This window comes from Mesorhizobium sp. M0854, assembly GCF_040319815.1.
Lineage (GTDB): Bacteria > Pseudomonadota > Alphaproteobacteria > Rhizobiales > Rhizobiaceae > Mesorhizobium.
The window spans coordinates 1-19,923 of sequence record NZ_JAMYOL010000049.1; the positions used below are offsets into that span (position 1 = coordinate 1).

General features: G+C 58.3%; 22 protein-coding genes and 2 pseudogenes. 12 read left to right on the forward strand and 12 right to left on the reverse strand.

The features are described 5' to 3' along the window. From NKH99_RS31385 to tnpA, 3 genes are all read right to left on the reverse strand, one after another. A partial coding sequence (locus NKH99_RS31385; RefSeq protein WP_502900134.1) for an IS66 family transposase occupies positions 1–405 on the reverse strand: 405 nt, incomplete at its 3' end. 54 nt (positions 406–459) lie between these two features. Beyond that, positions 460–813 carry an IS66 family insertion sequence element accessory protein TnpB gene (gene tnpB, locus NKH99_RS31390; protein ID WP_014761846.1) on the reverse strand — a complete coding sequence of 118 codons (354 nt, stop codon included), beginning with the start codon at positions 811–813 and terminating at the stop codon, positions 460–462. After that, the gene (gene tnpA / locus NKH99_RS31395; protein WP_353017718.1) at positions 794–1,267 is read right to left on the reverse strand and encodes an IS66-like element accessory protein TnpA; all 474 of its coding nucleotides are present in this window, start codon (positions 1,265–1,267) and stop codon (positions 794–796) included. The genes tnpB and tnpA overlap by 20 nt, the downstream gene beginning before the upstream one ends. 104 nt (positions 1,268–1,371) lie before the next feature. Between tnpA and tyrS the strand changes: the two genes are divergently transcribed. Next, positions 1,372–2,580: a tyrosine--tRNA ligase gene (gene tyrS, locus NKH99_RS31400; protein WP_353017703.1), complete on the forward strand. Its 1,209-nt coding sequence runs from the start codon at positions 1,372–1,374 to the stop codon at positions 2,578–2,580. Between the two features lie 323 nt (positions 2,581–2,903). Further along, complete coding sequence (locus NKH99_RS31405; protein WP_352451797.1) at positions 2,904–3,182, forward strand: hypothetical protein; 279 nt, start codon at positions 2,904–2,906, stop codon at positions 3,180–3,182. Between the two features lie 934 nt (positions 3,183–4,116). On the opposite strand, the gene NKH99_RS31410 is transcribed toward NKH99_RS31405, so the two are convergent. Then, complete coding sequence (locus tag NKH99_RS31410) at positions 4,117–4,437, reverse strand: hypothetical protein (protein WP_353017722.1); 321 nt, start codon at positions 4,435–4,437, stop codon at positions 4,117–4,119. On the opposite strand from NKH99_RS31410, the pseudogene NKH99_RS31415 reads away from it, so the two are divergent. Then, positions 4,366–4,779: pseudogene (locus tag NKH99_RS31415) on the forward strand (hypothetical protein); the annotation flags it as partial. The gene NKH99_RS31410 and the pseudogene NKH99_RS31415 sit on opposite strands and share 72 nt — an antisense overlap. A gap of 389 nt (positions 4,780–5,168) precedes the next feature. Here the strand turns inward: NKH99_RS31415 and NKH99_RS31420 are convergent. The 4 genes from NKH99_RS31420 to NKH99_RS31435 all read right to left on the reverse strand — a co-directional run bounded on the left by NKH99_RS31420 (position 5,169) and on the right by NKH99_RS31435 (position 8,909). After that, on the reverse strand, positions 5,169–5,456 hold the full coding sequence (locus NKH99_RS31420; protein WP_353017705.1) for a hypothetical protein: 288 nt from the start codon (positions 5,454–5,456) through the stop codon (positions 5,169–5,171). A gap of 556 nt (positions 5,457–6,012) precedes the next feature. Continuing rightward, on the reverse strand, positions 6,013–6,756 hold the full coding sequence (locus tag NKH99_RS31425; RefSeq protein ID WP_353017707.1) for a 2OG-Fe dioxygenase family protein: 744 nt from the start codon (positions 6,754–6,756) through the stop codon (positions 6,013–6,015). Beyond that, positions 6,753–7,994, reverse strand: a complete 1,242-nt coding sequence (locus NKH99_RS31430; protein ID WP_352830475.1) for an argininosuccinate synthase-related protein — start codon at positions 7,992–7,994, stop codon at positions 6,753–6,755. Before NKH99_RS31430 ends, NKH99_RS31425 begins: the two co-directional genes overlap by 4 nt. A gap of 3 nt (positions 7,995–7,997) precedes the next feature. Further along, positions 7,998–8,909 (reverse strand): DMT family transporter, encoded by a 912-nt coding sequence (locus tag NKH99_RS31435; protein ID WP_353017709.1) that lies wholly within the window; start codon positions 8,907–8,909, stop codon positions 7,998–8,000. Between the two features lie 906 nt (positions 8,910–9,815). Here NKH99_RS31435 and NKH99_RS31445 point away from each other — a divergent pair. The 5 genes and pseudogenes from NKH99_RS31445 to NKH99_RS31465 all read left to right on the forward strand — a co-directional run. After that, positions 9,816–9,968, forward strand: a pseudogene (locus NKH99_RS31445) (IS110 family transposase); the annotation flags it as partial. 705 nt (positions 9,969–10,673) lie between these two features. After that, entirely contained in the window at positions 10,674–10,976 is a 303-nt protein-coding gene (locus tag NKH99_RS31450) for a DUF982 domain-containing protein (RefSeq protein ID WP_352509682.1), read from the forward strand. Positions 10,977–11,262: 286 nt separating this feature from the next. Further along, the gene (locus NKH99_RS31455) at positions 11,263–11,481 is read left to right on the forward strand and encodes a DUF982 domain-containing protein (RefSeq protein ID WP_352774784.1); all 219 of its coding nucleotides are present in this window, start codon (positions 11,263–11,265) and stop codon (positions 11,479–11,481) included. A gap of 401 nt (positions 11,482–11,882) precedes the next feature. Next, the gene (locus NKH99_RS31460) at positions 11,883–12,119 is read left to right on the forward strand and encodes a DUF2442 domain-containing protein (RefSeq protein WP_352774745.1); all 237 of its coding nucleotides are present in this window, start codon (positions 11,883–11,885) and stop codon (positions 12,117–12,119) included. 104 nt (positions 12,120–12,223) lie between these two features. After that, positions 12,224–12,865, forward strand: a complete 642-nt coding sequence (locus NKH99_RS31465) for a hypothetical protein (protein ID WP_352509686.1) — start codon at positions 12,224–12,226, stop codon at positions 12,863–12,865. A 1,012-nt stretch (positions 12,866–13,877) separates the two neighbouring features. Here the strand turns inward: NKH99_RS31465 and NKH99_RS31470 are convergent. Further along, the gene (locus tag NKH99_RS31470) at positions 13,878–14,168 is read right to left on the reverse strand and encodes a hypothetical protein (RefSeq protein WP_352707951.1); all 291 of its coding nucleotides are present in this window, start codon (positions 14,166–14,168) and stop codon (positions 13,878–13,880) included. Between the two features lie 222 nt (positions 14,169–14,390). Between NKH99_RS31470 and NKH99_RS31475 the strand changes: the two genes are divergently transcribed. Beyond that, a complete protein-coding gene (locus NKH99_RS31475; RefSeq protein WP_353017711.1) occupies positions 14,391–14,603 on the forward strand; it encodes a hypothetical protein in 213 nt (70 codons plus the stop codon). A 410-nt stretch (positions 14,604–15,013) separates the two neighbouring features. Next, positions 15,014–16,063 carry an SGNH/GDSL hydrolase family protein gene (locus tag NKH99_RS31480; RefSeq protein WP_353017720.1) on the forward strand — a complete coding sequence of 350 codons (1,050 nt, stop codon included), beginning with the start codon at positions 15,014–15,016 and terminating at the stop codon, positions 16,061–16,063. A 7-nt stretch (positions 16,064–16,070) separates the two neighbouring features. On the opposite strand, the gene NKH99_RS31485 is transcribed toward NKH99_RS31480, so the two are convergent. Together NKH99_RS31485 and NKH99_RS31490 are read right to left on the reverse strand one after the other, a co-directional pair. Next, the gene (locus tag NKH99_RS31485) at positions 16,071–16,259 is read right to left on the reverse strand and encodes a hypothetical protein (protein WP_023722438.1); all 189 of its coding nucleotides are present in this window, start codon (positions 16,257–16,259) and stop codon (positions 16,071–16,073) included. Positions 16,260–16,448: 189 nt separating this feature from the next. After that, positions 16,449–16,715, reverse strand: coding sequence for a hypothetical protein (locus tag NKH99_RS31490; protein WP_353017713.1), 267 nt, complete (start codon positions 16,713–16,715; stop codon positions 16,449–16,451). A gap of 313 nt (positions 16,716–17,028) precedes the next feature. On the opposite strand from NKH99_RS31490, the gene NKH99_RS31495 reads away from it, so the two are divergent. Together NKH99_RS31495 and NKH99_RS31500 are read left to right on the forward strand one after the other, a co-directional pair. Further along, on the forward strand, positions 17,029–17,307 hold the full coding sequence (locus NKH99_RS31495) for a hypothetical protein (protein ID WP_023722441.1): 279 nt from the start codon (positions 17,029–17,031) through the stop codon (positions 17,305–17,307). Positions 17,308–18,691: 1,384 nt separating this feature from the next. Continuing rightward, positions 18,692–18,838 carry a hypothetical protein gene (locus NKH99_RS31500; RefSeq protein WP_353017714.1) on the forward strand — a complete coding sequence of 49 codons (147 nt, stop codon included), beginning with the start codon at positions 18,692–18,694 and terminating at the stop codon, positions 18,836–18,838. A gap of 548 nt (positions 18,839–19,386) precedes the next feature. Here the strand turns inward: NKH99_RS31500 and NKH99_RS31505 are convergent. Beyond that, the coding region (locus tag NKH99_RS31505) for a transketolase C-terminal domain-containing protein (protein WP_353017716.1) at positions 19,387–19,923 on the reverse strand (537 nt) is incomplete at its 5' end.

Sequence of the window (19,923 nt, forward strand, 5' to 3'; positions counted from 1 at the left end):
GGTAACGGCCTCGCCCATGCGATGCATCTGATGACGGCAGCAAGGACAAGCCTTCTGATCGTCGGGAAGGTCATACTCGACGCGCTCGCGCGGCAGGTTTTCCGGCAAGGCCTTGCGGCCGCGCTTCTTTCCTGTCGCCCCTTCGCTCGCCGGCAAGCCCGTGTCCGGCAGGACAACGACGTCGCCATCTTCGTTGTCGGCGGCGTCCTCATCCGCGGCCTGTTCGGCTTCATTGAAGAGGCGGTCAATGTGCTTTTCACTCTTCGGCGCAAAACGATGCAGTCGTGCAAGCGCCAGCTCTTCCTCGAGTTTGACGACGCGTTCGGTGAGTTGACGGTTCTGCGCCTGCAGCGCAGCAATACGCGCCATCAACGCTTCAACAGTCGGTTCGCCGGGTCGATTCATCAGATTCTTGAATCGAAAGCATGCCGCCGCGTCAACCGCTCAATTCGAGAGCCCTCAACCCGCAACCTGATATTGCCGCACCGGATGGCGGACCATCGCATCGATGTCGATGCCGTCGAGGATCCAGTGCAATTGCTCGGTCGTAAGCGTGACCACCGCTGCCTCCCGGCGCGGCCACCGGAACTTGTCCTCGGTCAGCCGCTTCAGGACCAGCACAAAGCCCGACCGATCGAAGAACAGGAGCTTCATCCGGTCGCGACGGCGATTGCAGAACGCAAAAACCGCCGGAGCAAACGGATCGAGCGCCATCGTCTCTTGGACCAGAACCGCAAGGCTGTTGATGCCGGCCCGAAAGTCGATCGGCTCGCGGTGCAGGTAGACTTTCAGGTCAGCGCCCAGTCTGAACATGACCCAGTGCTCCGATGGTCGCCGTCAACGCATCCACATCACCGCATTCCAGCGTCAACGTCACGCCGTTCGGCAGCGACGCGCTCACCTTGGCTGGAGAGGAAAAAGGCGCTGTCCTTTTCGATGCCGACCTACGTGCCCCATCGCAAGTCCCCAGCAAATCCACCGCAGCCATGCTGCTCTGTCGCAGCAAGGCCCGATCGGAAGTGCTTTCAATCTGAACCGGAATGAACGCCGATGGTGGGGGCTGTGGGAGGGACTGGGTCTCCGCCCGCTTCTTTATCCACTTCCGAAGAAGGTTCGCATTGACCCCATGTTCGAGCGCAAGCCTCGATACCGACACGCCAGGCTCAAGACAGGCCGAGACAAGACGGTCCTTCGATGCCGGGTCGTATCGGCGTCGCCCGTCCCGACCGACAAGCCTCACCCGCAGTTTCTGCTCATCTTCTTCCATCACAAGGTGTCCACCTATTTTGGTGGACACCTCATGCATCAGAGCACTCAACAGCAAAAGGTGCGGGGAAATTCGCGCTTACTTCCAAACCATATTCGGCGGCTTTGAAGACGCTCATTGAGCGCGGCTATGTAAATCAAGGGACCGACCTGCCGGGTGTCGATGCCGCCTTTGAAGCAGGCGTCGTACCCGCTTACGCTGGTTTTGATGCGACGGCTGACAGTCTTCATGTCGGCCATCTTCTTCTGATCATGGCGCTTCGTCATCTTCAGCAGACTGGCCATAAACCCATCGTTCTCATTGGGGGTGGGACCACCCGCATCGGCGATCCCAGCTTCCGTTCGGAGGCGCGGCCGATGCTGACGGACGAGCGGATCGCCGCCAACATTGAAGGGATCAGAAAGGTCTTTGACCGTCTCCTTGTCTTCGGAGACGGCCCGACGGATGCCGTGATGGTGAACAATGCCGACTGGCTGGACAGCATTCGTTGGATCGACATGCTGAGAGACGTCGGCAGGCATTTCTCCGTCAATCGGATCCTCTCTTTCGACAGTGTGAAGTCGCGGCTGGAAAAGCAGGAGAACCTGAGCTTCTTAGAATTCAACTACATGATCCTCCAAGCGTTCGACTTCCTTGAGCTATCCCGCCGGACCGGTTGCCGTCTGCAGATGGGTGGAGCCGACCAGTGGGGGAACATCATCAATGGCATCGACTTGATACGGCGGACGGATGGAAAGGAAGTCTTCGGAGTGACTACGCCGCTTCTGACGACTTCTTCAGGTGTCAAGATGGGTAAGACGGCTGCCGGAGCTGTGTGGCTCAACGAAGATCGCCTTTCGCCATACGATTACTGGCAATTCTGGCGTAACACGGAAGACGCTGATGTCGTTCGGTTCCTGAAGCTTTTCACCGATCTGCCGATGGACGAGATCGAGCGATTTGGACAGGCTGAAGGAACCGAGCTAAACGCCGTCAAAGAACGTCTGGCCAACGAAGCTACCGCCCTGGCACATGGAACTAACGCCGCCAAACAGGCGGAGGCCACGGCTAGCCAAGCATTTGGGCAGGGCGAAGCCGCAGAGGGGCTACCGACGCTTCATCTAAATGACGCCGAGGGCTTGGCCGGACTAGCCCTTGTGGATTTGCTGGTACGCGCCGGATTGACCTCCTCCAAAGGGGAAGCGCGAAGGGCGATCTCGGGACGAGGTGTGCGGATCAACGGCAACGTCGTCGAGATTGATACAATGATATCGTCCCAAGACCTCCCGATCCGGCTTTCGCTCGGCCGGAAGCGCCACACTGTTGTAAAGTAGGGTTTCAGCAAATGCTGTCGCAGAAATTCTGCCCGCTTAGCGGATATTGCAGACATTCGCGTCGAGTTCCCTGAGGAATGTCGAGAGACACTCCTCAGGGGGGTAGTTAAGGCCGGGCAAAGGCAGCAAACTGGCCGGGTGGGTGATTGGCTACTATATTACGTGATGCATTAACATGTAGGAGGTCGAGCAGCATTGTCACGCTTCCATGCGGCAATGGGCGGGCCGTTTCCTTTGATGTGATCGGCATTGACGGCGACCGCACACAAGGTGTCCACCTATTTTGGTGACGCCTCATGCATCAGAGCACTCAACAGTAAAAGGTGCGGGGAAATTCGCGCTTACTAATTAACTGCCAAGCGACACACGTTTCGCGCGCGGATCTGCAGATCATCTTGCGCCGCGCGGCATTGATGCTCAGAAACGTCGCCGGCGTGCCGCTGGAACCGGCCACCGAGGACGCTCTCAACGCCATTGCTGCCGAAATGGAAATCGGCCGGGCGGACCTCATTCAGATCGTGCTGCGGGAATGGTTGGAAACGAACGCCTATCTGCCCGTGCGCGAAATCGATGAGGAGAATGAAACGGACGGGAGCGCGTAAATGCAAACTTCCGCGATCACGCTATGCACGGCGAAGCTGCGACTCATCTATCGCTAAGGCGCGACGGACCTGATGGCCTGTCGTATTCGTCGATGGCCATGGTTCGAGCGATAGGAACGCGGAACGCCTCCGTGGCGCCCCGAATGTCGTCATCATATACGGCTTGTACGCGTCCCCAACTGCCGCAGCTTTCATCGGCTGCGCACTTCGCCATCCGGACTTGAGACAGTGCCGGCTCTGCTTCGGTGCAACGTCCGCGATGGCGGCTCGATTCCTGGGCCAAGACTCCATTTTCGGGCGGCAATTCCAGCACCGACCTTGACCGAGTCATGCCGCATATCTGTTGGATGTCGCATCGTCGTAGCCCCGCTAAGCCGACCAGGCCTCCCGACCGCCGGATCGATAATGATGATCGCCTCTGGAGAATTGTTCTTGCTGTCGAGCGCGATGGTCTCCACCGTCTTGCCGTGCTCTATTTCCGCTCAGTCATGAGCAACGCCAGCCAGCCTGTCGACACTTTCGACGAGGTCCCGTGCCTTATCTGCATCGTGTGAAGGCTTTGTGGGTTCGCTCGGGCCGCGCCATCCCCAGCCTATCTTCCTTCACGCCCAACAGCGAAGCATCCAATGCTAATTCGTGAAGCGTCGAGAAAACAAAATTTGACTGGCAATCAAGTTTCTGTGGCGCGACCTTTCGTGGATGCGACAGCCAAACAGCCTGACTTCCCCACTGGGAATGCTTGCTGCCTCGACCTCTCTCCGGCCGGCCGAACGCCCTTTGCGGTGCCGGCCGACACGTTCCGTGCCGGTGCCGGAGCCGAGGAGAGCCCGAGGCCTTCACCATCATCAATCCGCTATATGGGCCATGCGCTCAACAACGCGCTGCAGGACACAGGACGTGCCGTCCCACAGGGATTATTGAATCCCGTTAGGATTTAAACGCCATATCCAATCGCAGCCATCCGCTGAACGCAGCTATCGCCGTCGACGCGAACATCGAACAGAACCGACCCTGCGGTTTTTTCCGCAGCGTCAGCCACACGATCGCAGAACGGTCGATTGAGGTAACAGGCACAGCAATAATCGTGTTGGGGAACAACGGAGAACTTAGATGCGCGTCGGTAAACGGGGACACCGCCCTTTTGGTGGCGGAATTGGCTGCGTGGAATGCGTCTCCGCTGAGTTCCGAAGTCGGAGCCCGCACCCTCGGCATCGCCGACGGCGTCGAAGATTTCCAGGAAATCATTATCCGGCATTCCTAATATGCCGCCTCGCGTTTTGCCCTGAAAGCCGAGCCAGCGCTGATCCAGTTCGCGGAGTCTTCGCCCATGCCGTTCGTCAACGGCATCAAGGCTTCGCGGGAGCGTGTCGTCGCTCGGGACGACGAAGATCGCCAAAGCTTCCTGCGCAAGCGCGGCTTCTCCAAGGCGGAGACGACGAAGATCATCGATGCCGTGCTTTCGGAGGAAGGGCACCCGCCCGCCTCGATTTTCGACTTCGTGCAGGGCATTACACGGGTGGCGCGCAACAAGCCGCATCAGGATGTTCGCCTGGAGATGGAGGGCAAGGCCAAGAAGCTTCTCGATCTGGCAGCATGATGCTGCAATGCTGCGCGCGGCGGGAGTAGGTAACGTCACCGGGCTGCTGATGCCGCCAGTTTCGAACATGTGCATCGCTGCGGCGCAGCACACGGCCTGCGCTGCCGGTCTGGCAAACACACCTCTCAGGTCTAGGTGTGCGGTGCACAGATCGCAATGCTGCTATGCACAATTAATGCTTCTCGGGAGCGTGGAAGGGAGTAGGTTGTCGGTATCAAGTTTCGTCCGGGTCACCTCCTCCCGACCTCGGCGATCAGGGACGGCATTTATTCCTCCCGAATGCTGTCGTCCAAATCAAGCCCGCCGCACCTCCTCCCGCGGCGGGCTTTTTCGTTGTGCGAGCGGCGGCTTCTCGCAGTCCGATGAAGGAAACGAACGCGGAGGGTCCGTCAATCGGGGCGGTTGAATCGTTCGATGGTGACGCTACGCTCGACATCCACCGTAATCTCCAGCACTTCGTTCCATGCCTCCTCGCCACCGAGCTCGGAAAGGGCGAGAAGAAAGAGCCTGCGCTGGAGATCGAGGCTCATCAGGCCAGGTGCGGTGTTGAAGGCGACCAGCCCGTCATCGACCCTCGCTTCGAACAGCAACTTAAGTTTCTTGTAGTTCTCTAGCAAACGAGTGTCGCGCAAAACGCGGGTCTCGTCTTTCTCCAGAAGCTTGTAAGCAATTTCCAACCAAAGAACGTACTCCCAGAAGGCAGCAACGACTTACCCGGCAGCCTCTGGATGCCCGCTGTGCTCTTTCAGAGCGGCTCGCGATGCCGGCCATGTCGGCCGATCCTGCCTAGGATGGGGGGCCACTCTCGTCGGCCGAGTTGATGCTCCAGCCAGTATCGCCTTGCCGACCAGCATGGGTTCGCCGTTAGCAATCCATCCTCGCGAGCCAATGCTATCGTGCACGTGTCGCAGCACTCCGGGCGGCTATATCGCCTAAGACAGCATGACGAAGCGTTCCAACTTCCTGTTCGGCGAGCCCGTGTCCAGTTCCTGACTCGGACAGTGGACGAGAATTCTCATGGCGGTGATGCGCCAGAAGGCATTCGCGTCCAACGGAATCAAGCCTCGACTATCAGTCCCAAACTACACATCACAAGAGCGATCTTCCACCCATTTGCAGATTATCCGACTGATCAGGCGGCGTCCGATATGTCCGACTCTGCCTCAAGCATTCCCACAGGTATGGACAGCGATCTCGCTATTTGTCGCAACGTGCTTAGGTTCAAGACTCGATTCATAGTTTCTCGAAGGCGATGACAAGGACGTCACGATATGCGAACGGCATTTTCGGATTTTCGGTCACGATCGATGATACATCATGAAACGTCTTGCGATCGTTGCAAATCACAAAATCAGTTGGAAGGTTCATTTCGACATCGCCGAGGAACCGCTTTGAGGCATCAGTAATCGTGCTCATACCGCCGGTCACGTTAACCCGCCCGATCATGTAAGAAACGATGAAATCCACCCCGTCCTGATGAAGGCCCTCGGGTGCTGGTTTGCCGTTTACACCGTCGCGTGCAACAATCCGGTAGGGATGGAGCTTAATATCCCAACGATCATGTCCAGCGGTTTGACATAGAATTCTGCAGAAACCTGTCAGAATCTTGTTTAAGACAGGATGATCTATAAACGATTGTTCAAAGGGCTCGAAGTAGCGCTTGAAGCCGCCATTCAAGTGGTTGATGGCTTTCGATTGCTCGTAAGGGGCATGGGGCAGGAGCCGAAAAATTCCGTCAACTGCGTCATATTCAAACGCACCATAGCGCCGGTAGCGATAGGTCCCGCCGTCACGCATGTATTCATCGAGAAGCAATCGATTCCAGTGGTCAGCAAAGTTCTTCCAGCCAGCATCAATTTCGATGCCGAAGCCGGCTTCGGTGCGCTTACCTCTGGAAAACCACCATCCATTCGTGACCAGATGATCAGTGCATTCTTGACTGAGGCTGCATAGCGCCTGGGGTGCGACCTTTTTCATGGGTGTCTCCCGTCTTGGTAATTTGGCGAGGGGGAAGTTTTAAAGGACGCTTGGTGGCTCGCGGCTTGGTGTTCCCAAAGGTGGCGGTCCGTAATGTATTTCGGCGTGCTGGCTATGATGGACCGAGGTAAAAAGCGCGTATTATCGACTATGTAGCTGACGCTCCCGCTGACGCCCTCGAGCGCGGACGCTATGGCCCGTTCGCACATCTTGTGAATAGTACTGCCCCATTCACCTGAAACCGCCTCCTGGGACCAGGCTTGCTCAAGCCCTTCCTTCAACACGATTGATCCGACGCCAAGGGAAGCGGTTTCGAGGTGCCGCAGCGCGTCCATGATGATGGCCGCTGCGGGGGCCTCGCGGACTTCGAGAACCTTTTCACCGGTTGAGATGTGTTCGAGCCCGACAAAGCGGCCGTGTCCGAATTTGCCAACTGTTTTATTCAGGAGCGGGATTGTGTCGATCAGTGCAACATCACGGTCATCAATTGACACGAGATTTCCGTCGATAAACCCGAGTTTGATCTCTACCGGCTGCTCTGCGGCAGTGTTGCGCGTCCAATCAAATGCCTCTTCCGGGATAGAAAAGTTCTCGGGATCATCCAAAGGTCCAGACTCGAATTCCCGGCACCAGAGGTTTTCGTCTCCGCTCCAGGTGCGGTCCGTCACAAAAGTCAGTCCGAACTTAGAGAGGGCGGCGGCCTTCTGCTGCCGGGAAATCACCGAGCATTCATACGGACTGCCGAAGTTGCCGGAAAATCCCGAGCGCTTGATGCTATTGTTAAGGCGCGGAAGACTATTCTGCGAAAGACTTGCTGTATGAAGAAGCAGCCGTGAGCCGATTGATGTTGCATGATCAACAATCAACGAGGCGATTACGGGACGGCTCAAGGAACTGCTTAACGGATAGTTACCAAGGTACTTGGCGTGGGCCCGAATGGCAGGTTTCACGCCTTGTTCGACAAAAGCTTCCCGCCCTTCGAGACAGACAAAGCGCGCGCCGAACCTGGCTGCCGTCTGTTCCAGCAAAGGCTTATCGATGGAAGTTCCGACATCCACCGCGACAGCTTCAATATTCGAAAAGCCAAGGCTTTGCAGCTTGTAGAGAAGGTAGGTGCTGTCGAGACCGCCGCTGAACATGGTTGCAACTGGTGCGTTTCGGTCCCGAAAAGCCTCCAGATCTTCGAAACTCAAAATGCCGCCGGTAGATGGTTTGATCGAAGTTGAGACGGGGTTCATTTGTCAGGTCCTGCTCTCAAAAAAGATGCCGGAAAAGGTTCCGGCGAGGATGAGGCCGGCACCTATCAAGCCCGTTGCGGTCAAAGATTCTGTCAGGAGAAGGTGCGCGAGGACGAAACCAAAAAAGGGTTCTGTTCCCATCAGCAAGCCAACCCGTGTCGGCGTGGATTTTCTGACCGCGGCGTTTTGAATGTAGAATGCAGCGATCGTGCAGAAGAGTGAAAGGAAGGCGACGGCGCCCCAAAACTGAAGGGGGGCCTTCACAATAAGGCCGTAGATTCCGAATTGACCCACGGCTAAAACGAAAGTGAGTGTTGCCACCGCCGATCCCTGGATGGCCGTCAGTGCCGCAGACGAAATCTGCCGGCCGGCCAGAAGGCGTTTGGTGGAAACGACCATAATTGCTCGCAGAATCGCAGCCCCCAGCACAAGCGCGTCACCCGGACTGAACTTGCCGATCCCGCCAGTGAGAAGGCCGACACCGATGCAGGATATGGCGGCACTTGCCAATATGCCCGGAGGTGGAAGTCGCCCCGATAGCCCATAGTCAATGATCGGCGTGAAAATTACACAAAGCGAAATGATCAAGGCCGCATTCATTGCGCTTGTTGATGCAACACCGTAAGTTTCAGCAATAAAAATTGAAAAAAGTATTGTCCCCAATACGAGGCCACGGATGCAATCGCCCCAAGAGATCGACGCGATCTCATGTCTTGCCACCACTGCCATAAAGATCGTGGTAATCAGGAAACGATAAAGAATGAGGATCAAAACCGGCGCATAGAATAGTGCGCTTTTCGCGACCGGATAGCTCGCGCCCCAAACGAATGCGGCACCCAGTACGGCCAGGTCGGCCGAGAAGGATGAGGTCAGTGACCTCCTCGCAGGTATTGAAGCACGTTCGAAAACGTCCACGTTCAAGTATCCTTTGTGCTAGCCACCCATCCTACTGTGCAGAACGAGTCAAAACAGATTAGGCCGTCCCTATAACGTTGGTATCGCGGAACTGTCCGGCCTTCCGCGAGGCGCTCATCGATGTCCCACCACTGGACTTCATTAAGCGGCGGGACGATCGAGCGGCTTTTTGTCCAGTCGTGGCCCGCGTCGCGAGATTTTGGCGTCCCCACATGCAGTAGGGGGAGTGTTTGGTTACAAGCTCGGCCCATTCCGATTGCAACCGGAGGGCGGATTCGCATGCACAGATCTTGCTGTAGCGACTGCCTGAGGCTGTTCATGGAGGAACTCCTGCAGGTTCGTGCCGTAGGTATTTGTGATTCAGCAAAGCAAATGCCGTGCCAATCCAGAAAACCATTTTTAGACAACACGATCGCTTTGATAGTGCAGTGTTTCATACCCAACATTGTCAGAAGGCCGACAATGAGTCCGACTGCCGGGCATGCAACCGAACGCTGTGATCCTGTTATCCTGACAGGTTTCCCGCTGCAGCCCGGCTTGGCAATTCATCAGGGCCTGTCGCAAATGAAAAGTCGAAGGGCGAGGCGGCTTCCGGCTCGCAGAGCGGCCCGAACGACCTCGGCGCGGTCTCTAAGCCTCGCCCCGATGCAGCTTGGCCTACATACCGACGATCTCGTTGACTACGCGCGCGCGGCACGAGCACCTTGCCGTAGTTGCGGACGCTGTACAGCTTCGTACTTTCTCCGGGCGGTGCGCGCGAACTGAAGGAATGGCTGTTTCGGGAAGCCGACTTGGCAGTGTCGAACGAGGATATTGCCCGTCGCTTCGTGGCCGACTGCCGTCGCACCCGCACGGGTCGGGAGTTCCCCGCCTGGCTCGGGCCGACACCTTCGCAAAACTCGAGGGGCGGCAGCGGATCCTCGGCTTGTCGCGTTGCTCGCCAGGAAACCCGTGCGCTTGGCGAGTGTGGCCATGGCGAACAAGATGGCCCGTGTGGTCTGGGCGATCATGGTACGCGCGAGACCTCAAGCTCGTCATGCCGCGAACCTTGCGGTGTAAGGTTGCGAAGAAGATAAATTTTAGGACAGAGAACAGGCGGGCCGATCGATCGGCTACCAGTAGGTTGTGAGAGCGACGCGATGTGATGGCGAGACTGGTCAGGCCGGGAACAGGGACAACCCGTCGAATGTCCGAGCACCATAGCCTGATAGGCAGATTGAGATCCAGTTCGCCGGTCCCATCAGGGCCAGCAGTCTCGGATGGCTGCATCAACAGGCCGGACAGAAGACTGCACCCGCCCAACGCGCCGTAACGTCCAATTACCTCTTGCATCGCGGGAGCCATCCACAGAGGACGTTTCTCGGAGAAGGCGACGGCGCTGCATGCGGAGTACCACCGACCGGCGGTCTGCCGACCGCCCGCGCTCGTGTCGGTAATGTCGAGGCTTCCTTCAGGGAATAGCGACCAACCAACAGGAGAACTTTGACCGATCGCGGGTGCGAAGCCGCATTGGCATGTGAGCGCCCAAATAGACTGCCAAGCCACGCTCGAGTCAGCGTGCAGATCTTTGCCCAATGGCCCGAGGTGATGGGCTGCCAAACCGTGACTCTCAAGCTCCCCTCCGAAGACTGCACCAGAGGACAACGACCCGCTGCCTTCCTCTTAAACCGTCATCGCTCTGACAACACATTCTGCAATGCTCGGCGGATGTCGATGAGGCGGCTCATCACGCAAAGTAGGTATTCAGCAGGTCGGGAGGAACGAATGAACCCTGATGCTTTCCGCAGCCCAGTTTTCGTTAAGCGTGCAACGTACATCGTGCAAGAGATTGCCAGCCTGGCCGACGCCATCGATTTCCTCAACGAGTGGCCAGGAAACCGCAGAGACTTGATCCACGAAGCCGCCCTCAAGGCGTGCTATGATGCATACGACGAGCGAATACCTGTAAGCGCAGCGCGCAATGCCTTTTTCGGCTTTGCGAAACGGGCCGCTATATTGGAAGATGCAACCTCCGCGATGCAGTGGCTCGCTGCCTGCAAGTCGGGCAGTGGAAAAGTGAAAGTGTAGGCATACGCGAAATGTGCGAGGCTGGCGCGGGTAGCACGCCAAGGAGGGCACTGTGTCGAGATTTCACAGTTCGCCGAAAGCAAAAGCTTCTCAAAATCAACAGCAAAACGGCAGATCTCGCGCAACCCCCATCATAACCAGACCCACTGCACTCGGTCGCTAGGCTAGTGCCAAGTCCAGCGACGAAGATGCAGCGGAACCATTCGGCTGGCAAAGAAGTGCGACCGAGGCCTGTTGCCGTAGAGGAGGCGGAGAGATGATCGGCTTGAGCAGATTTGAGCGGCCAATGGTTGCTAAGGTTAGCCGTCACAGATCGGAGCGTATCGTGTTCGACGTCAATGACGCGGCCGCTATCTTGCTCCGTGATCTTAGTCGTCGGACCGAGAAACGGAAGATACCGATGGACGCCTGTCGGCAAGTATTGCGTGGCGAGGCTCATCCATCAGCTGCACGAAGAGCTTTCGTCGCAGCCGCGCTCGAAGCAAAAATCCTGCGCAGTGACTAAAAAATGAAGCCGCGCGATATCGGTTGGCTATGCCCAGGTTCGAGCACGCCGTTCGGCTTTAGCGTCGAGCAGCCGTTCGCCGCGAAGAGCGGCACGGCGATATATTGACGGAAAGGAGAAGGGAGTTCGCGCGGCTTGTGCCCCGGAGCGGGTCTCCACACAGACGGCGCAGGAACTGGCTTCGCAGGATCGGCCTCGGATGATAGGCAGGCCGCTGGTCGCTTCCAGCACGACCCGGCAAAGCCGACGGCGCCGAGGTCGAGTTCTCGATGAAGACTTCGATGAGTCGGACCGGATTGTCCTGCATCACCTAAACGTCTAGGCACTCGGGAAAGAGTGTCGCTTGCCGGCGATCCTCGCCCTCGACAAACCGATTCATCCCATGTCGGCTCTTCTGAGCCTTGTCCACCGAGAGCGGGATTAGCCCGACCGGCCTTGGCCTGCACTGGCCGCAGCTCGATGCCGATGTGGATGTGCCGGCGCTGCTGCAAGGTGTGTTCGGCTCCAAGCGTTGCCAACGTGCCAAGAGAATCGCGGGCTCCCGCTGTTGGCCGGCCTCGTGCCAAAGTTCCTCGATGACATGGGCATGGTCGCAACCAATGCCTCCGCTCGCGCGCGAACACATCCGTGAAAGTTGATGCAATCAGTCAACAAACGTGATAGCGGCGTCCCCGCCTGCACTGATGGGTGCAATAAGCCTTTCAGATTGACGGAGATCAGGGGAATGGGGTTAACCCGACGCTTGGACGAACACGGCGATCGTCCGGCGCTGATCTTTCCCGGCCGCACGCCGATCACCTACCGCGATCTTGCGCTACGTGTCACAGCGGTGGCAGCCGAGTTCGGACCGGAGAAAAAGCTGGTCGCGGTAGCAGCCGAGCCGACGGAACACGCGGTCATCTCCTATCTGGCAGCCATGCACGGCAGGCACGCCGTCGCATTGATCCCGCCCTGCAACGCATCGGCTCTGGACGACTTCGTCGCCGACTATTCGCCCGAAATCATCTGCAGACGCGTAGACGCCCGCTGGCGCTGCCGCGCGGAAGCCGGGAAGTCCTGCATCCCGATCTCGCGGTGCTGCTCGGTACCTCCGGCAGCACCGGCAAGAGCCGGTATGAACAGTTTGCGCGCGGATCTTTCGACAAGTCATTGCTCCACGAGCCGAAACGCTTGTGGAAAAGAAGCGCGGCGCTCGGGAGGACGAATGAAGCGATATTACAAGGTCGTTCGTCCTATTGGCCATCTTGGGCTGGCTGACGTGGCGGCTCTGTGGTCGCATGACAGCAGCCGGCCACTTGGGTGTGTTGGCCGCCGCGACAGCAAATATCGCAGCGGCCGGTCCACCCGCCGAGCAAGTCATATTCTTCCACCATGTAGCTCTTGATCTTCAGCCAACTGCCGTGCCGCCAACCGGCTTCCATGGATGCAGGTCAATTCACGATTTGCTGAAACGCGCTGTTTCCGCCCGGGTGGAGCTAGCCTGTCAGTTTAGTGAAGTCGTGGCGCCGCGCGCGAACATGTGCCAGCAAATTCGTTTCGTTTACGACCCCTGATTGAAAGAGATTCAGCGTGGTCGAGGCCAGAATCTGACCGTCTATCGAAGTGCTGTACCATTTAGCGTCGGCGGTTATCTGGTCGACAACCCGCTGGCAAATCGCCCGATGTTTAGGTCTAAGGAACTGACTTTTCGGCGCTCGTAGCATCTCGATGCCTTTAAAGGGGAGTCACTTGTCTCCCAAGCGACACCCATGCGTGGGTCTCCCGAGAATGGATACTAAACGCATCCAGGCCATTCGTTTGAGTGGTACGATGCGGGGCGTTGGCATCGGTGACGTGGTTGCGATCACGGCCGCGGTACGGAGGCGGTCACCGACGACCGTATCAGTGATACAACGCACTTCCTTAGCGGGCGGCCCAGCAGCTTGGGTTAGGGGGCGGCCGCTGGGCCTGACCAGCGAGCGTTCGGGAATGCTCGACTGGCTGGTTGGTATTTTAGATAAATCTAATATAATCGAACCATGCGAACGAAGTACGCGGCGGTAAGAAAGTGGCTGGCGTCCGATTCACTTAGCGGCGCTTTTGCCTTGGGTTCTGGCGAGCTTTCGGACGGGTTTGCAGCCAATTTTGCAGATCGCCGATCTGTTACCCACAGGGACTTTTTCCTCGTCAACAAATCGTCACGATCGCCCTCAGCGGTCGCTCGGCTATGCATCGCAGCTATGGCGTAGTCGGCTCTGTTGGTTCGATAGTCTTCTTTTTGGACAGTCATCGTTTGCTCCCAGTTTCATAGCCCCTCTTTTGCCCTGGCGGGGAGATTAACTGCCGGTGCATTACGCGAGTCAATCGATGAAACGACCACTCCGCAGTCGCGAGGGCGGGGAGCAACCCGACAATTTTTAACGTTGGAACGGCTTACAGACTGCAACACAGCCGCCCTTTCGTCGGGCTGCGTTGATCGCGTTCATGTTGCCCTTCAGCTCGCCGGTCTTGGCTTCACGTACCTTGATGTCGTGTTGTCGCATCATGCTGCCAACCGGCAAGCCAAGCCAAAACACGCCGTCCACGTCACGGCGGGCGGTTCTGTCTTGTACGGCCATTATCGGCGCGAGGTCGGAACTCGTTCGGTAAAGTTCGGCTTCCAACTGGCTGCAGGACTTGCCCGCGTATACGCTGGACGAAACCAGCATGGGCTTGATGTCGGCTGGGCGAGTAGCGCAGCCCGACAAAACGCTGATGGCTACAAACGCACGTAACTTGATTCATGCTTCCCCCCAAAATGCCCGCGGCGAGCAGGCGCTGAGGGCAGGACGAAGTCTATGTGCTTGACGGCATGCGGAATATATTCCTATTCTGCGGGATGCCGCACCCTCGCCGACACGAAGCCGTTTCCGAATATCACCTCGCCAAAATTGAACGACAGGCGTGGCGCCTTGTCTCTGTCGGTCGGGGCGACGCTTTTGGACCTCAAAGTGTCCGCTGCCGACCTCGGCCTGCGGGTTGGTGAACCCGTTGAAATCATCGTTGATCTGATCGCCGCACAAAGCCTTCAGATCATCGGCAGCATCACGGTGTCATCCGGGGTGGCGCACAACGAGAGCAACACGGTCAACCCGGCAGTGTGAGCGTTGGGCTGACCGTCACGCCGACCCAGAACGATGTCACGTTTGGCACGAGCCTGCTGGTTCGGCTCAACATCGCTGCCGGCGTCGGTGCGAATGCCTGTTCGTGCTCGGCTGGGCTGTCCAGAAGGCCAAGTCACGCCTGACCTACATCGGCGGGGCTCTCCAATCTGCGGCCATGGTGGCGGAGGATGCGCACCCGAAGCTTAACATCGACCCGTTCTTCCGCATTGCGGCCAGCGGCGTCACCAACGACTATGCTGGCAACCCCCTGATCGGAGCATCGGCTGGCGGGTTTCCTCCTATTCTGGTCAACGCGCCGGCAGGCTCGCCCTTCGGCACCAAGGCCATCAAGCTGCCGGCCGGCCACGCTGCACGACATCAAGACGCCCGTAGCCGAAGCAGGGTTGACGGTGGGAGAAACTGTCTGGTGTATCTTCGCCTTCATGGCGGGGAGTGCCCAGTCCATCCAGTTCATCCACTACATTCCGGTGTCGTCCGGGGTGACCCAGACCGCTCAGATAACCAAAACGGTCAATGGCCTGACGTATATTTCGCTGCCCATCGTGGTCACCCAGAACGACGTTACCTACGGCCTTAATCACCAGCTCCGCATCCTTCCGACAGGGGCCTTGGCCGCGGATGCCTACCTTCCCGGCTGGGCCATCCAGAAGGCACCGGGCCGGCTGATCGATAACCATGGCCGGTTTGACAAACTGGCCAAGGACGTTGCCTCCGTGCCGGCCTCGCAGTTCGCCGGCAAGATCGGTGCGCACTTCGGCGATAGCATCATCGAAAGTGTCATCTGGCCGGGCATCACGCCGACCGCCAAGATTGCCCAGCGCACCGGCATGACGATCACCAACTGCGGCGGCGGCGGCACCCGCATGGCCAACCATGCTGCGAACTGTGACAAGTTCTCGTTTTACCGGCTGGCCGATGCCATTGCCTCCGGTGATTTTTCCCAACGGATAGCCGCAGCAACGGTCATCGGAGGCATCTTTCCAGCGATTGCAGCGCGCATGGCATCGGTGGATTACAGCCTGCTGGATTACCTGATCCCCTCGTTCGGCACCAACGACTTCACCGGCGCCGGCCCGACGTGCCCCATCGGCACCAATGCGGACATAACCGGGGCGACCTTCAAGGGAGCCATCAACTACGGCATCCAGACGATCATGACCGCCCGGCCGAACCTGAAGCTCATCTTCACGACGCCGATATGGCGGACGCTGGACGGCACTGCGGGAGGAGCCGGAAGCCAGCTGATCGACTACGCCAACGCCATGCTTGAGGTCTGCGCCCTAAACAGGGTGCCAGTGGTCGACCTGTACCGCCGCTTCATCATCAACCAGTTCAACTACGTTCATTGGATGGGTCCTGGAGACGGAACTCACCCCAACAATCTTGGACAGGACCTGATCGGCGGCATGATGGCGGCGGGGCTGTTCGACAACTTCTAAGTTGCGCCTAGACAATCTCGGCGCGGACGAAATGCCATGACGCCGTGTTAATGATCGTGTCCGGGGTGTAGGGATTGGTGAGTTTCACTAGCGTCCCATCAACTTCCGCGACCGTCCAGACGCCAGTTTCGTCGCTCCAGTCGCCCGGAACCGCTACAATCATGGTGATGCGGTAATCTCTTCCGATTTCGAACATTCGGCCCTCCCCAGTTTTTGGTTCGGGGCAGAATGCGCGCGTGCTTGGGTCGGCGCAAGCGTCACCGACCTCGCAGGCGCGGATGGCGTCGACCAGCGCGACAACCGCGCCACGGGCCAGGTGGATGCCATCCTCGACGTGATCTCGAGCAACCTTTTCACGGCGATGGCAAATCTACCCTAGTGGAAGTCAATCTTTTTCGACGGCTGCGCGGTGTGGCTTTTGAGACTGATGAGCGCAGGCGTGTCGATCTTCGACGCTATCCGCCGGGCCAGTTCCCTCGAAAAAGCCGTCAATACTCATCAGGCTCAACGGTGTGCCTGACGAAGTATCCCACCGCAAAGGTACTTTGTCTTGCCTGTACGAAGATCCGTTCATCTCGCAAATGGCGTCGTAAATCGCCTGTGCGATCGACATTTCGGCACGGATACGCTCTGCGTCTTTTTGGCTGCTCATAAGAATTTTTCCCCAAACCACGGTCCCCCTTAGCCGCTTTCATTAGGTGTCGCTAGATCACGCGGATGTGACACGTCGGATAAAATCGATTGATATGGCCGAGGGAGCGCACGCGGTTTTCTTTGGTCTTCGCCGTGTTGAGCGCCGTGCAAGACTCGTGCCGCGTCCATCTTGATCGCAGCGTTGAATGGGCACTATTCGCAATGTATATTGCGCGCATGAGCACTGCAGCTGACAACAATTTTTTGCTGCCGCCCCCGGCTCCAGCGTATCTGCCGGCGCGCGTCATCGGCGACCCGAAGAAGGCGGCGTAGTGGTCAGCCCGCTTCCGGATCCCGAGGTCGCGGACGAAGCGCCAAGCGAGCCCTACCTCACCCCATACGACAATAAACGCGTCGCCATGTATATGTGGCTGCTGGACGCCGCCTATGACGACGAGGATTGGCGCGTGGTTGCCAGGACTGTGCTGCATATCGATCCCGAGAAGGAACCGAAGCGGGCGCACCGAGCCTGGGAAACTCATCTCGCCCGCGCCCGGTGGATTCTCAAGGAAGGGTACAAGTTCCTGTTCCCGAGCCCCACGACTCACTGACGAGTCTGTCCGTTAGGGCCGAAATTGGGGCCGCAAGAAGATGCCGACAAAAGGTTTAATGAAATCAACGGCATCTGGCGGAGGGAGTGACCGTCCGGCTGTTTTTTCGCGCCGACGTCATGCCTTTTCTTCGCACTGGTTAAAGGTTTTGGTTCCCTGGGCCAGGAAACATCGATGGGGCTCGCGGTCACCCAGGTGAAGCCACCGCATCCACCATGCGCATCAAGCGCACCGGTCAGTCGACGCGACAATACACGAGACCCGCCGCGCAGTGCCTCCAGTTCTTTGAGACTGGCACTAGATGAAGGCAAGTGCCTCGCCGCGGTTGGGAACCGGTCCCCTCTTCATAGCACGAACCCTGCTGCCACGAATTGACCCCAACTTAATTAAACGCGCTCTCATGGCGTGAAAGTGACTGTCAGCATTGGAGGCGCGGAAATTTCTCCCAATGCAGATGCTCAGGACGTCCTTCGCACTGCCGGACGGTGCCTTTTTGAAGCGAAACAACATGGACGAAATCGTGTTTCGTTCGTCTATGACGCCGCCATGTTGCGGGTCGTGACGCCCTAACCTACCGCTGGCCCAGCCCTGACGCTGGCAGAGTATCGCGAGAATGGGGCCTGCCTTCCAACCGATTGCGGATGCACCAACAACCCGGCCACGTTCGACGTTTCACAGCCTGGGGCCTATTTTTCAGCTAACCGGCAATTCGTTGGAGTCCGTTCTCCTAAGTGACGCAAAAAGGCCCGCCCCATTGTCTGGAGCAGGCCCTTTGACTTGCGCGGTACTCAGAACCTTGCCGCTTCGCGAAAGATAATAGCGAATGGTAAACATCGACTGAACGTCCGTGCCGCTTCGGTGGCCTTGGGTTAGGTGCGGCCTGTCCTTGTTGCTTGGCGAGATCGGGGCGGCTGATGCCGGCTCAGTGCGACGCGGATTTCGTGCAAACCCCAACAATGCTGCCCCCGCATCGATCACCGCAAGCAGATTGGCCAGCTAAATGTCATCCACTGCAGGGCAAATTCGTTGCTCGCCGGCCGACAAATGCTGGGAGGCACTGCATGCGCGCGCTCGGGGGCGTGCGGTGAAAGATTGGCGCCCGGCCGCGATTGATCAAAGTTGGGCCTACGAACCGAGTGTCACCGCTTGCGATCGTAACATTGCTGCGATCCGAATTTACTCTTTGGCTCGCGCCCAAGCTGGACGCTCAAGAATGCCGCGTCTTCGCCGATATCCTGACGCTTCAGCCCGGCGACCGGTGGCGCAGGGAAACCTCACGAACGCGAGCCGGATCGCGAGCCAGATCGAAGATGAGCTTTCCACCTCTGCATGATACCGGAGTCTGGGCCCGTTGGCGCAGGATGGAAGTCGATCCTGATGTACGATGATACACTTCCCGTTCGTCGAGATGGGCGGACTCGAAATGAGGCCGCAGTTCGTCAACGACACCGTTGTCGCTCGGGATTGCCTGCTCGAACAGCAGATGTCCGTAATCGGCCGTCAGGCTTCGAGCTCCTTCGGCTGGTTTTGAGGGCGGCGATGAGTAGCCCCAAAAGAGCCTTCCGCTACCGGAGCAGGAGCGAGAAGTTGTAGCCGGCGGCGGCCAGGACGGCGTCGCCCTGCTGGCGGGCGAGGTAGTTGCGGCCAGCTTCTTTCGCTTCGCGCCACCAACCTTCGACCAAACCGGTGCCCTGACACCCGTTCCGAGAACAGGCGAGCCGGGCGCCGGTCCATATGCCGCGAAGGACAGACGAGCCAACATCCCGAAACTTGCTTACGTCGAACTCGCGGGAGACCGGCACCAGGGGGCCTGACACCAAGTCCTCGAATGCCCTCGATGTGTGTTCAAGATCCTAGGAAGTTCTCTCCTTACCACTGGAAGACAGCTCGTCCAGCCGCATCTGAACAGGAGGCCGGTGCTCAATCAGTGCCGCGCAGGATGTGCCCGATTGACAGGCATCAGGGAAGCCCAGGTCCTTAGTCCACAATGCTGTGACGAGCGCGACAACCGCGGCGGGGTTAGCCAGCTCACAGTTCAAGTCGATGGCTCAACTGTTGCATGGGGAGAGCTCTTACTTCTCATTCGCTCCAAATGCGGACGCGGCGCACGAGCTCGGAAGTTGAGATCCCGTAGCGATCGTGAAGCGTCGGCAGCGCGCCAGCGTCGAGGAACTCGTCGGGCAGGGCGATCTGCCGAAAGACTGGGGTCACTCTCTCGCGCATCAGCAGCGCGGCAACGCCTTCGCCCAGCCCACCGATGATGGTGTGGTTCTCGGTCACTATCATTAGCCGTCCCGGACGGCGCGCCGCGGCAAGTATCGTCTCCGTGTCCAGAGGCTTGATCGTCGGAACGTGCAGAACGGCGCAGCCGATCCTGTCGGCTTCAAGCGCCTTCGCCGCCTCCAGCGCGCGCATGGTCATCAGGCCGCTTGAAATGAACAATACGTCCGCGCCCTCGCGCAACAGGCGTGCCTTGCCGATTTCAAATGTATAGTCGTCTTCGTCGAGCACGACAGGAACCTTGCCGCGCAAAAGCCGCATGTAGACCGGCCCGTTGTAGTCCGCGATCGCCTCCGTGGCCTGTTCGATGTCGAGCGCGTCGCAAGGGTCGATGAT

Coding starts and splice junctions, on each gene's coding strand:
- tnpB (WP_014761846.1), bottom strand. CDS start 813: ATGTTCAGACTGGGCGCTGACCTGAAAGTCTACCTGCACCGCGAGCCG.
- tnpA (WP_353017718.1), bottom strand. CDS start 1,267: ATGGAAGAAGATGAGCAGAAACTGCGGGTGAGGCTTGTCGGTCGGGAC.
- NKH99_RS31410 (WP_353017722.1), bottom strand. CDS start 4,437: ATGCCGGATAATGATTTCCTGGAAATCTTCGACGCCGTCGGCGATGCC.
- NKH99_RS31425 (WP_353017707.1), bottom strand. CDS start 6,756: ATGAAAAAGGTCGCACCCCAGGCGCTATGCAGCCTCAGTCAAGAATGC.
- NKH99_RS31430 (WP_352830475.1), bottom strand. CDS start 7,994: ATGAACCCCGTCTCAACTTCGATCAAACCATCTACCGGCGGCATTTTG.
- NKH99_RS31450 (WP_352509682.1), top strand. CDS start 10,674: ATGAACCCTGATGCTTTCCGCAGCCCAGTTTTCGTTAAGCGTGCAACG.
- NKH99_RS31455 (WP_352774784.1), top strand. CDS start 11,263: ATGGTTGCTAAGGTTAGCCGTCACAGATCGGAGCGTATCGTGTTCGAC.
- NKH99_RS31470 (WP_352707951.1), bottom strand. CDS start 14,168: ATGCTGGTTTCGTCCAGCGTATACGCGGGCAAGTCCTGCAGCCAGTTG.
- NKH99_RS31485 (WP_023722438.1), bottom strand. CDS start 16,259: ATGTTCGAAATCGGAAGAGATTACCGCATCACCATGATTGTAGCGGTT.
- NKH99_RS31490 (WP_353017713.1), bottom strand. CDS start 16,715: ATGAGCAGCCAAAAAGACGCAGAGCGTATCCGTGCCGAAATGTCGATC.
- NKH99_RS31500 (WP_353017714.1), top strand. CDS start 18,692: ATGATACACTTCCCGTTCGTCGAGATGGGCGGACTCGAAATGAGGCCG.